Here is a 12,682-nt window from a genome sequence, read left to right on the forward strand (position 1 = left end):
CCCCAATTTGAAGAAAATGAAATGTTTAGGCCTCCTATTAACTGTCAGTTTAGCTTTTGGTTCATTTAGTACTGTAGTTGCGGATGCAGCAGTGCCGCCAGTACCGGAAGGCATTACTCATTCTAAAATGATGCCATTCGACACGATTGCCAATCACGGTTCCACCATGGTGGAATTGCCGGATCACACATTATTCTCTGTATGGTTTAGTGGAGCTGGAGAAAGAGACGGGAATCAAACGAAATTACTAGGTGCTCGCTCAAATGATGGCGGAGTAACTTGGACACAACCATTTGTCGTTTATGATACATGGGATTTCCCAGATAACAATCCGGTCCTTTTTGTAGATAGCCAAGCGAGATTATGGCTGTTCTATGGTGTCATATACAACGGACAATGGGTATCTACACAAACGAAATATATGTACGCAGATCCAGGCAGCTATGAGTATACCGTTCGCGATGGCGGCAATCCAAAATGGCACTTCCCGCAACCTTTGTACACGAATGTTGGAGATCCAATGGTTGGCAAATCGACTGGCTTCTCTGGTGGCAAGTGGAACTATAATATCAAAGGTTCTGAAATCAAATATGTACTGCCAAGTCAAGTAAGTACGACAGTAACCGACGCTACTTATCTTGATCCATCCAAGTATGTAGCCGTAACTTCGAAATTTAATCCTACTGATACGCGTTATATTACAGACAGCTTTGTTGTCTCGATGCGAAATAAATATGATCAGTATCTTTCCTATTTGGAGTCAGCGAAGCCTTACGACGATATTTATACAGGTAGAACGAATGAAATCATCAATTTGCTTACCACGGGGGTTTTTACATCGAATGGCAGTGGTGGCTATTCCAAATATGAGCCGCCAGCGATTAAAAATTCAATCGAACGCGCTGCGGGTGCGGATAATAACGTTGCTGCTTTTGGAGCAATGTACCGTAGACTTGGATGGCAAACCAAAAATAAACCAATTGAAGTGTCACTTGGAAATGGCAAAACGAGATTAATTTTACCTCTATATTCCGATTCATTATCCAATTCTGTATGTGCATATACCGATGATCGAGGGATCACTTGGAAATTTAGTGATGCCATTGTAGGATCAGGTACGATTCAAGGCTCGCTGATTGAAAAGGCTGATGGTACCATTCGCGGTTACTTTAGAAGCGGAAAGTTAGATGGCAGAAACGGTCGCATGGCATGGCATACAACATATTCAGAGTCAATCGATAAGGGAGCAACGTGGAGTGTTCCGAAAGTCGATCCAAATTTGAAAAACGATGGCGGCTTTGAACTTGCCAAGCTTTCGAATGGCGACTGGCTGCTCGCTACAAATCAAGAGACTGCTCGTGGCGTAGTCAAGGCTCAACAAGACGGAAATAGAAGCTCTTTTACATTGTTACGCTCTACTGACGAAGGTCAAACTTGGAAGCAAGTTATGATTAAGGACGGTATGAACAACGGAGAGACCTATGAATACCCATCGGTTATGGTTGATCATAATGGGAACGCATTGTTTAACTACACGTATAAACAACCTGGTCTAGCATCGATTGGCTTCTCCAAAATTAAGAGCAACGAAATTGTAACACTAGTTGATTCTGTCATATCAGCAACTTACGGTGCTCAGCAATCTCCTACTACAGTGGATGTAACTTTACCGACGATTGGACTGAACGTAGGAGGTACGACAACACTCAATTACGACCTAACCATAGGCGGGAGCACATCAGCTGCAGCGATCAATACACTTACTTTGACTTCCGACGCACCTGCAGTAGCTACAATTAATCCAACAACTGGACTTGTAACTGCCATTAAAGCGGGCACTGCTATGATAACGGCTGTCAGCAACAAATACGGAACCATTTATAAATGCATCATTGAAGTTAGATAAGCTAGCTATTGAAGGGAGTCATGTAGATGAAAAGAAAATTCAAATTACTAACTACACTTACAGTTTGTGCAGCGATCTCAGTTACAAGTATTGTGCCAGCTGCCTTGGCTGCTGCTCCTACGGGAACATTTAACTATTCGGATAAAGCTGTAAGTATTTTCAATCCAATCAAGGATAATGGGGCCGCAGGAGATCATATACATGGTTCTAGTATTGTAGAATTGCCAAGCGGAGAGTTGTTATGTGTATGGTTTCAAGGAAATGGCGAACGAGATGCGACGACGACACGCATTATGGGAGCGCGCTCTGCTGATGGCGGAAGAACATGGAAAACACCATTTGTCGTGACCGATGCACAAGATATTGCTGATATTAATCCTGTCGTCTACATAGATTCCGGCGACCGACTTTGGTTCTTCTGGTATCCTGTATTGGCTGGTAAATGGGAATCTTCCCAACCTATGTATGCTTACGCCGAAAAAGGCAGCTACGAGTTTGACAAAGTTGGAAATGCCAAGCCGAACTGGACATTTTCCGATAATGTTGGGATTAAAATTGGTAAAAATATTGGCGGTGTAGTTAACCCAGATAGTCCGGATGATAATATTAGTATTTCTTTTGATGAAAGATCTGGTGTTTTACCGCAAAATAGACCATCTTGGGCTTCTGCCCCTATTGTAGGGCGTCCGGAGTTGGCGAAAAGTTTCGTGAAAACGGTAAAAGACAAGCTTGCTGAGCAAAAAACGTATTTATTTAAACCAGTTGCAGAAGGCGGAGCTGGTATGAGCCGTAAGGCGAATGAACCTGAATTTGATGGGCTATACGCACAGACGATGCAGCTTATTGGCGGCGACCCAACGAAATATTTGTACGCTCCGACTGTTGCTGACGTCATTTATCAAGATCGTTCAGGTTACCCGTATGCACGTCGTTTCGGCTGGCAGACCAAAGATAAGCCATATGAGGTAGCTCTGGGCAACGGTAAAGTTCGTTTGATTCTGCCATTGTATTCAGACTCTGTAGAATTAAGCATCATGGCATTCACGGAATACGATCCTTCCAAACAGCTTGCGGACAACTCGGTTCGTTGGGAAATGAGCGAGCCTATTGTCGGGGTAGCCAATATTCAGGCGACGATGGCACAAAAGAGTGACGGTACACTTGTTGCTTATATGCGAGATAACGGTCCAAGACCTTATCGTGTGGTCGCTTCCGAATCGAAAGATAAGGGATTGACTTGGTCCACGGTTAAGGACGTACCTGAATTGCAGGATCCAGGTGTAGGGCATGACCTTTTGCAGCTTAAGAACGGAAATTGGGCATTTGTTCACGTCGATACAGAATCCAGTCGAAACACGTTGGCTGTCGCCCTTTCCGACGATGAAGGTAAAACGTGGAAATTTAGAAGACATCTTGCCCTGGATACAAGAAGCAGTATGGGAAGTTACCATTATCCTGCGATTACGCAAGCAGATAACGGGGATATCCTGATCAGTTACAGCCGGTTCTACTCTTCGCTTGATAGTGACGTCAATAATCCAAACTTGTCCAGTTTTAAAAATATTGCCTTCGCAAGAATTACGGAGGACTGGATTAAGCAAGGTGATGTTGTAAATATCATCAGAGAATACGAAAGCATTGATCGTGAAATTGCTGTTCCTGCGTCGATAAATAGTAATTCGTCGGATGCAGAACTCAAAGCACTGTTCCCATCCACAGTTAAAGCTTACCTGTCGTACAAGTCGGGGGCAAACAATGCGATTCTGCCTTCCGTAGAGTTGCCGATTAACTGGGATGTTGCGTCGATTAAAACGAATATCGGCACGAAGAATACGTTACTTGATAAAAAGATCAAGGGCACGATTGATGTTAACAATCTTCCGTCAGGCGTAACAGCGGATATGCTTCCAGCGACTGACCCTGCATTCCGTGTCTATCTCTATGCTGCAGTTGCTGCAACAGGAGTTAGTCTGAGCACAACAAGCTTGAGCCTAACAGAAGGACAATCTAGTACACTAACTGCTACAGTAGCTCCAAGTGAAGCAACCAATAAGAAAGTAACCTGGACTTCAAGCAACGAGAACATTGCGCGAGTAAATAACGGTGTAGTGACCGGCGTAAGTGCAGGACAAGCAACGATTACAGCAACAACACTGGACGGAAGCTTTGTGGCGTCAGCGACAGTGAACGTTAGCGCATCAGATAGCGGTAGTGGAAGTGGCACAGGATCTGGAACTGGGTCGGGGTCTGGAACTGGAACTGGAACTGGAACTGGAACTGGAACTGGAACTGGAACTGGAACTGGATCAGGCACTGGCACAGAAACAAATCCTAAACCTGAAGATAAACCTACAACTCCAGTGGAAACGCCAGTATTCACAGATGTTGCTAACGGTTACTCATGGGCCCAAGAAGCGATCAACGAACTCGCTGAAATTGGCGTCATTCAAGGAACTTCTGAGCATACGTTCTCACCTGAGAAAAATATCTCCAGAGCCGATATTATGACAATGGTCGTTCGTGCTCTAAAACTGGATGCGAAAGTTGATTCCAACTTCGATGACGTTGACCAAAATGCTTACTACGCGCAGTCACTAGGTGTAGCCAAAGCATTAGGCATCATTGAAGGTTCTGGTTATAACAAATTCAATCCGACTGAAGAGATCAGCAGACAAGATTTGATGGTGCTTGTTTACAGAGCATTGAAAGCACAAGGGAAATTGCCAGTAACAGGCACAGGGGAAGATTTGAAAAAATTCAATGATATTTCTGACATTTCCGATTATGCTCTGGAAGGTGTTGCGACGCTTGTGAAAGCGGGAATTATTGAAGGCAGCGGCGACGAGCTTAATCCAAACGGAAAAGCAACGCGAGCTGAAGTTGCCATCATTGTGCACCGTATTTTGAACAAAATGAAGTAAGCAGTAAGCGCCCTCACCGCCTGTAAGACTTTTACTGGGCAGGTGGGGGTTTCCATTTATTTTCCATTAGGAGGTATTCACATGATTCTAGGAGATATTCGCTATTATGCAGAAGAAAGGCATTTATATCCTGCTTGCATTCAAAAAGGAATCGATTGGGTTATAAGCAGCAATCTGTGCGAAGCGGTAAACGGGAGGTACGAGCTGGATGGTGAATGGATGTTTGCCAACGTACAAGAGACGAATACGCAGGATCCATCCTCTTTCAAGCCGGAGTCTCATCAACTTTACGCTGATATTCAATTTCTAGTATCGGGCGAAGAAAAAATCGGTGTTTCTCGTTTGTCGCCGCAACATCAGATTGTAGAGGACAAATTGGATTCACATGATATCGTGTTTTACGATGATAGCGTTAAAGAAGAATCGGTGCTTCATTTGCAAGCTGGCATGTTTGCGGTTTTCTTCCCAACCGATGTTCATCGCCCATGCTGCCTTGCAGGAGAAAGCTCTGAGATCAAGAAAATCGTGGTCAAAATTCATAAGAAATATTGGCACGGAATAACGAGCAGCACCATTTGACCCCCTGTTTCATTTCTCCACTGACCAAGAAGCTAAGCGGTTAATCCCCGTTTAGCTTCTTTCCTTTTTGAATCCGTGATGGGATGGATTTTTGCATCATAGAGGAGAAATGAATCATGCGCTAAAAAGCGGAGAAACGGTACTTTAAACGCCGATTTGGCTATTTTAGAGAGCAAAAACGGTGTGCTATGATTCGAAATGTAAAGCAAGCCAAACACATAGGAGGATTTGTTCAATGAAAGTTAAAAAGGGGATTATGGCAGTAAGCGGATCACTTCTCTTGGCATCAACCGTATTAAGCGCATGCGGAAATAGTGAATCGACATCTTCTACTAGTACGACGGATCCTAAATCAACGACAGCAGCTGCGGGCACAACGGCACCAGCGGCGCCGCTAACACTAACGTGGATGAGATATGAGCATCCTTCCCAAGCAATCGTGGCCAACTCGAAAGCCGTACAAGAAATTCAGAAGCGTAAGAATGTGAAATTGGAACTCCAAAGCGTTCCGCAAAGTAACTATGATGATAAGAAGAAAACGTTGATTGCAACGAATACGCTGCCAGACGTCATGCTGGTTAAACAAGATGATATTCAAAACTTTGCAGATGCAGGCACATTCCTTGATTTGACACCTTATTTGGATAAAATGCCGAATCTGAAAAAAGTCATCGCTGCCCAGCCTGAGATCAACAAAAACAAAATTGACAATAAGCTTTACGGATTCCCGCTTGTTGCGAACTGGCAGCAAATCGGCGGCCAGCTTCCAATGATGCGTATGGACGTATTGGAGAAAACAGGTTTGCAAAAGCCGAAAACATATGATGAATTGTATCAAGTATTTAAGAAAATGAAGGAAGCCAATCCGGATTCCTATCCATTCACAGCTCGTGCTGCAAACGGTCTAACAGGAACAGAGAACTTAATCAATCCGATTGCTTTTGGATTTGGAAGCGGATACACCACATTTAATGGAACAAAAGTATACTACGAGCCAAAAGATAAAACGTACAAGTTCGGCCCATCCATGCCGGAATTTAAAGATGCTGTCACTTACTTGCGTAAACTCTACAAAGAAAAACTGCTTGATCCGGATTATGCAACTGCAACATCCCAAATCTGGCAAGAAAAGCTGAACTCTGGTAAAGCTTTCTACTTCCAAGACAATAACGGTTTCGGCACTACGTTTACACAAAATCTTCAAAAGAAGGATCCAAATGCGAAGTTTGACATGCTGGATACGATGTCATCCCCAAGCGGTACGAAGCGCAATCTGATTTATGCACTTGGCCACTTGTCTGAATCCTATGTGATTAATGCGAAAGTAAAAAATCCTGAGCAAGTTGTACAATTCATGGATTGGTTCTACGGCCAAGAAGGTATCGAGATTACTAACTTCGGTATTAAAGGCGAAGACTTCACTGGCGATAATGGCGATTACAAGTTGACTGACGCGATTGTGAATAAGTACAAAGACAAACAACCAAGCCCTGTATACGCTTACCAATCCGAATATGGCGCTGGTTACCTTGGTCTTGGTATTAGCAACGACGATCATGTCTTGCTTCCTTGGAACCGTCCTGAAGTAACAGAGTGGAGTGCAAAATCGGCTAAAAATCTAGCTGCAGGTGAAAACGTTGCTTTCGTGAACGATCCTCCGTTTACAAAAGATGAGCGTGAGAAACTAAAACAACTTCGTACACAACTTGACGCTTACCTGGCACAAAACATGGATAAGTTCATCACGACAGAAGGTGCACTGAACGATTGGGATAATTTCGTGAAACAATTGAAATCCAAAGGTGCAGACGATATCGTGAAAATTTTCAACGATGCCTTAGCACGTGTGAAGTAAGAAAAATATCAGTGAATGGGCAGGTTACCACGGATACCTGGGCAGCCTGCCCTCTTTATATGTAGAAAGGAGTGGAGAAATATGTTACCAGCTGTGGAAGTAAAAAAGAGAATTCGTAAAAGCATGCCTTTGTATCTGATCTTTTTATTACCATTTGTTTATTTTCTCATTTTTCACTATGCACCGATGGTCGGGAATTTGATGGCTTTTGAAGATTACTCGATCGTGAAAGGATTTTTTGGAAGCCCATGGGCGGGAACGAAGTATTTTCGTCAATTTTTGACGGATCCATATTTCTGGAGCGTCGTTCGCAACACGTTACTTATTAACCTGTATTCACTCATTTTTAATTTTCCTTCTTCACTCATCTTTGCCTTGTTACTAAATGAGCTAGCGCAAAAGTATTTCAAACGAATTGTGCAAAGCGTTACGTATATTCCTCACTTTTTATCCACCGTTGTCGTTGTTGGTATGTTGGTTAACTTTTTATCCATCGATGGTTTATTTAATGAAATCATTAAGTTTTTTGGCGGGGAACCGCAAACCTTTATGTCGATGCCGCAATGGTTCCGAACTATTTTTATCGGTTCCGGCGTTTGGCAAGATCTCGGTTGGAACGCGATTATTTATTTGGCGGCGCTCACAGCCATTGATCCACAGCTTTATGAAGCTGCGACTGTAGACGGTGCTAATCGTTGGCGCAAACTGCTTCACATCACATTGCCGGGTATTTCGACGGTCGTGACCATTATGCTTCTTTTAACATTAGGCAAAATGCTTTCCGTAGGTTTTGAGAAAGTTCTACTCATGTACAGCGGACCTACCTATGAAACCGCAGATGTGATTCAAACTTATGTGTATCGTCGAGGCTTGATTGACAGCGACTTTAGCTTCGCTTCGGCTGTTGGTATTTTCCAATCCGTAATTTCATTTATTTTGGTCGTTTCCGCCAATGAAATTGCAAAAAGAATTAATGGATCAAGATTATTTTAGTGGGAGGGCATCAAGATGCGAAGCAAGAAAATCAGTCTTTTCGATTCGATTAATATTATTTTCATGTTGCTATTGATCTTTGTTACCCTATATCCACTTTATTATATGGGCATCATTTCAATTAGCTCAGGGTCGGCAGCCAGCAGCGGTGAAGTATTTTGGCGTCCGGTCGAAATCGACTTTAAAGCCTATCAGGTTATTTTAAATGACGCATCCATTGTGCGTTCATATTTCAACACCATTTTCTACACGGGTGCAGGAGTAATTGTAAATTTGCTGATGACGGCGCTTTGTGCCTATCCGCTTTCACGTAAACATATGTATGGACGCTCTTTTCTTGCGCTGTTTGTCGTGTTTACCATGTTCTTCGATGGCGGGTTGATCCCGCGTTATATGGTGGTACATTCCCTAGGCATGGTGAATACGGTTTGGGCCATTTTAATTCCGACCGCGATCAATGTCTTCAATATGATTCTGATGCGAACTTTTTTCGAAGATATTCCGGAAGCGCTGCATGAGTCAGCTGTTATTGACGGATACGGCGAGTTTAGAATTTTTTATAAAATCGTACTTCCACTCTCGCTGCCTGTTATGGCTACCATGTTCCTGTTTTACGCAGTCGCACATTGGAATAGCTTCTTCCCAGCGTTGATCTATTTAAACGAGAAACAGCTGTACCCGATGCAAATCATTCTACGCAATATCGTTATTGCCGGCGACATGGCTTCACAATCAGCTGCGCTTGGCTCGGCAGAGGCGGGCTTGTCCGTTATGACAGAAAACATCAAGTATGCCTGCGTATTCGTTGCGATCTTGCCTGTCCTTATTATTTATCCGTTTGTGCAAAAGTATTTTGTGCAGGGCGCCATGCTTGGCTCTGTAAAAGGTTAATCGTTAAACATCATGACGAACGAAGGGGATAACATGACAGTCGAAACGAAGCTGCACTTAATTGGTAATGCCCATCTGGATCCAGTATGGCTATGGCGTTGGCAGGAGGGATACGCAGAGATCAAAGCGACATTCCGTTCTGCTTTGGATCGATTGAACGAGTTCCCTGATTTTGTCTTCACATGTGCTTGTGCCGCTTACTACAAGTGGATCGAAGAAAATGCGCCTGAAATGTTTGCCGAAATCAAAGAGCGGGTTGCAGAGGGGCGCTGGGTCATTACAGGAGGCTGGTGGATTCAGCCAGACTGCAACTTACCGTCGGGCGAGTCATTTGCAAGGCATAGTTTATATGGACAACGTTACTTTTTGCAAAAGTTTGGTGTTATGGCAAATGTCGGCTATAACGTCGACTCGTTCGGTCACCACGGCATGATGCCGCAGATCTTAAAGCAAAGCGGGATGGACTCCTACGTATTCATGCGCCCTGAAGCGCATGAAAAGGCGTTGCCACATGACTTGTTCTGGTGGGAGTCGGAAGACGGCAGCCGCGTGATGACTTTCAGACTTTCTAACAGCTATGGCAATTGGGCAAAGAACGGCATGGAGGATAAAATCGTAAACCACAGGAATACGGCCATATCCGACGGACATGCCATCATGTCCTTCTACGGTGTCGGCAATCACGGCGGTGGACCTACGATAGAGAACATTCATCTCATCCATGAAATTCAGCAGCGTCCTGATATGGACGGTATTCGGTTGAGCTCGCCTAACCATTACTTCAAAGAAATGATGCAGATCGGGCCGGATATTCCTGTCGTGAAGGATGAAATGCAGATGCATGCAGTTGGATGCTATTCCACGCATTCGGAATCCAAGGCGGCTAACCGCCGCGTTGAGCATCGGATGCTGACAGCAGAGAAGTTTGCTACTCTGGCGAATATCATGCTTGGTTTGCCTTATCCATTGGAAGCGCTCAATCGGGCTTGGGAAAATGTCATGTTCAACCATTTTCACGATATTATGGGCGGCTGCAGCATCAAGGAAGCCTATAGCGATGTACAAGAATTTTATGGCGAATCGTTAAGCATTGGCGCCAAATCCATCAACGCTGCGTTGCAGAAGATGTCCTGGTCGATCAACACGATGAAGCCAGGCGTCAAATCATTAAATAAAGAAAAGGACTGGCAGCTATGGGAGCAAGGCAATCTCGGCACGCCGCTAGTCGTCTTTAACCCGTTATCTTGGGAGGTTGAAGCCCCAATTGCCATCAATAAGAAACTTGCTGGCGTAACTGACGCAGCGGGTAACCCGCTGCCGCTGCAGACGGTTAGGGCGCCCCAAACGAATATCGCTGATAAATGGGATACGTTAATATCCGGTCGAATCCCGGCATTTGGCTATCAAGTATTCTGGGCCTACCGTGATCAAACGTTCGAAACGAAGGCACCAGAAGGCGCTGCACATACTTCGGGCTGTATGCTGGAGAATAATCAGCTTTACGTCGAGCTTCATGCGGATACCGGATACATCAAGCGAATCATAGACAAGCGTAATGGATTCCGGGAAGTATTCGCTGGAGACGGAGCGGTGCCGATCGTTCTGGATGAGACCCACAGTGATACCTGGGGACATGGTCTAGCGCAGTATCGGGATGAAATTGGCCGATTTAATAAAGCGGAATTGAAAGTGATTGAAGAGGGACCGCTACGGGCGACGATTAGGGTCATTAGCCATTATGGAAACTCTGTTCTTCGTCAAGATATCAGCTTGTTGCATGATAGTGCGGATGTGCATGTGAAGGTGAAGCTGGACTGGAGAGAACAGCACAAAATGCTGAAGCTTGCCTTTCCTGTCAATGTCACAAAGCCTCGCGCGATATTTGAAATTCCTTACGGTTTCATTGAGCGTCAGACGAATGGACACGAGGTGCCCGGCCAAATATGGGTAAATGTATCGGGGCAAGAGTCTAGTACCACTGAAGGCAATGAACTGTCAACGTTCGGTCTCTCTCTGATCAACGACACCAAATATGCTTATGATGTGCTCGGCAACGAATTAAGAATAACTGTCGTACGCAGTCCGATTTATGCGGATCATTTTGGTGAACGCGATGATCAAGTGGAGTTTATGGATCAGGGCGTACAAGAGTTCAACTATGTTCTCTCCCCTCATGCTGGCTCTTGGCAGGATAGCGGGGTCGTACGCAAAGCTTACGAACTGCATGCGCCGCTTATGCAAATTTGGGAAACGTACCACGAAGGTGCGCTGCAGCAAGTATCGGAGGGCATCACGATCTCTTCGGACAATGTGATTGCTGTCGCATTTAAACCTGCGGAAGAGGGGAACGGATGGATTCTACGGTGTCAAGAGACCTATGGAAGAGAAGCGGTGACGCAACTGTCCATTCCAACGTTGAATCGCAGCTGGCAAACCACGTTTGGCAAATGTGAGATTAAGACGTTTTTTATCCCAAATGGTGAGCATGATCCTATCCAAGAAGTGAATTTTGTGGAATTGACTAAAAACAAATGAGAGTGAGAGATATCCTATGAAAATTAATAATCCTAACGGCGTTTGGCCAACGATGATTACTTTATATAACGAGTCCGGAGAAATCGACTATGAGGCGATGGGGCGTTTGGTCGAATGGTTTATTCAAAACAAGGTAGACGGACTATTTGCCGTTTGTCAATCCAGTGAAATGTTCTTCCTAAGTTTAGAAGAGCGCGTGAAGCTGGCAACTTTTGTTGTCGAGAAAGCTGCGGGAAGAGTTCCCGTGATTGCTTCAGGACACACGGCAGACGCCATTGAAGACCAAGCGAAAGAGTTGACGGCGATGTCAGAGACAGAAGCCGAGGCAGTTATCCTGATCTCGAACCGCCTGGCCAATGAGAATGAATCTGACGATGTGTGGATTGCTAACGCCCAGAAGCTTCTGGATCTGCTGCCAGCTCACGTTGCGCTTGGTATCTATGAATGCCCATATCCGTATAAACGTCTATTAACACCAGCTACTTTGAAATGGTGTGCGGATTCCGGCAGATTTTTCTTCTTGAAGGATACCTGCTGCGATACAGCGACAATCAAGGAACGACTTGAAGTCATTAAGGGGTCTCCACTCAAGCTTTTCAACGCGAATTCAGCTACTCTTCTAGAGACGTTGAAGCTTGGTATTGACGGTTACAGCGGGGTTATGGCTAATTTCCATCCAGACCTGTACGTGTGGCTCATGAAGAATTGGGAAAAGCAGCCGGAAGAAGCGGATCGCTTGATGAATTTGCTGAGTGTGGCTTCATTTATTGAACGTCAACTGTATCCGATAAATGCTAAATACTATCAGATGAAGGAAGGCATTAGTTCAAATTACACCTCGCGAGCAAGAAATCACGACGAGTTTACAGCCACGAATAAAGTGGAAGTTGATCAACTTTACCGTCTTTCAAAGGAATTATCTCAACAATTTTCAGTTACTGCTGAATAAGAACGAATAGAGGAATGAGGTAAATCCATGCTCCCTAAAAACTTCCATTTAGC

Annotated in this window: 8 protein-coding genes; all 8 read left to right on the forward strand. The window is 44.5% G+C overall.

All coding sequences use genetic code 11. From position 1 onward, the window contains the following. Positions 1–16 precede the first annotated feature (16 nt). Complete coding sequence (locus J2736_RS16985; RefSeq protein ID WP_310499861.1) at positions 17–1,906, forward strand: exo-alpha-sialidase; 1,890 nt, start codon at positions 17–19, stop codon at positions 1,904–1,906. Between the two features lie 26 nt (positions 1,907–1,932). Continuing rightward, positions 1,933–4,827 carry an exo-alpha-sialidase gene (locus tag J2736_RS16990; RefSeq protein ID WP_310499781.1) on the forward strand — a complete coding sequence of 965 codons (2,895 nt, stop codon included), beginning with the start codon at positions 1,933–1,935 and terminating at the stop codon, positions 4,825–4,827. Positions 4,828–4,908: 81 nt separating this feature from the next. Beyond that, the gene (locus J2736_RS16995) at positions 4,909–5,406 is read left to right on the forward strand and encodes a NanQ anomerase/TabA/YiaL family protein (RefSeq protein ID WP_310499782.1); all 498 of its coding nucleotides are present in this window, start codon (positions 4,909–4,911) and stop codon (positions 5,404–5,406) included. Between the two features lie 235 nt (positions 5,407–5,641). Beyond that, complete coding sequence (locus J2736_RS17000) at positions 5,642–7,261, forward strand: extracellular solute-binding protein (RefSeq protein WP_310499783.1); 1,620 nt, start codon at positions 5,642–5,644, stop codon at positions 7,259–7,261. Positions 7,262–7,342: 81 nt separating this feature from the next. Further along, the gene (locus J2736_RS17005; RefSeq protein WP_310499784.1) at positions 7,343–8,254 is read left to right on the forward strand and encodes an ABC transporter permease; all 912 of its coding nucleotides are present in this window, start codon (positions 7,343–7,345) and stop codon (positions 8,252–8,254) included. A 15-nt stretch (positions 8,255–8,269) separates the two neighbouring features. Continuing rightward, positions 8,270–9,145 (forward strand): carbohydrate ABC transporter permease, encoded by an 876-nt coding sequence (locus J2736_RS17010; protein WP_310499785.1) that lies wholly within the window; start codon positions 8,270–8,272, stop codon positions 9,143–9,145. 33 nt (positions 9,146–9,178) lie between these two features. Next, positions 9,179–11,680, forward strand: a complete 2,502-nt coding sequence (locus J2736_RS17015; protein ID WP_310499786.1) for an alpha-mannosidase — start codon at positions 9,179–9,181, stop codon at positions 11,678–11,680. A gap of 16 nt (positions 11,681–11,696) precedes the next feature. Continuing rightward, complete coding sequence (locus tag J2736_RS17020; RefSeq protein WP_310499787.1) at positions 11,697–12,629, forward strand: dihydrodipicolinate synthase family protein; 933 nt, start codon at positions 11,697–11,699, stop codon at positions 12,627–12,629. The last annotated feature ends 53 nt before the right edge of the window (positions 12,630–12,682 follow it).

The organism is Paenibacillus qinlingensis, from assembly GCF_031455095.1.
GTDB lineage: Bacteria > Bacillota > Bacilli > Paenibacillales > NBRC-103111 > Paenibacillus_E > Paenibacillus_E qinlingensis_A.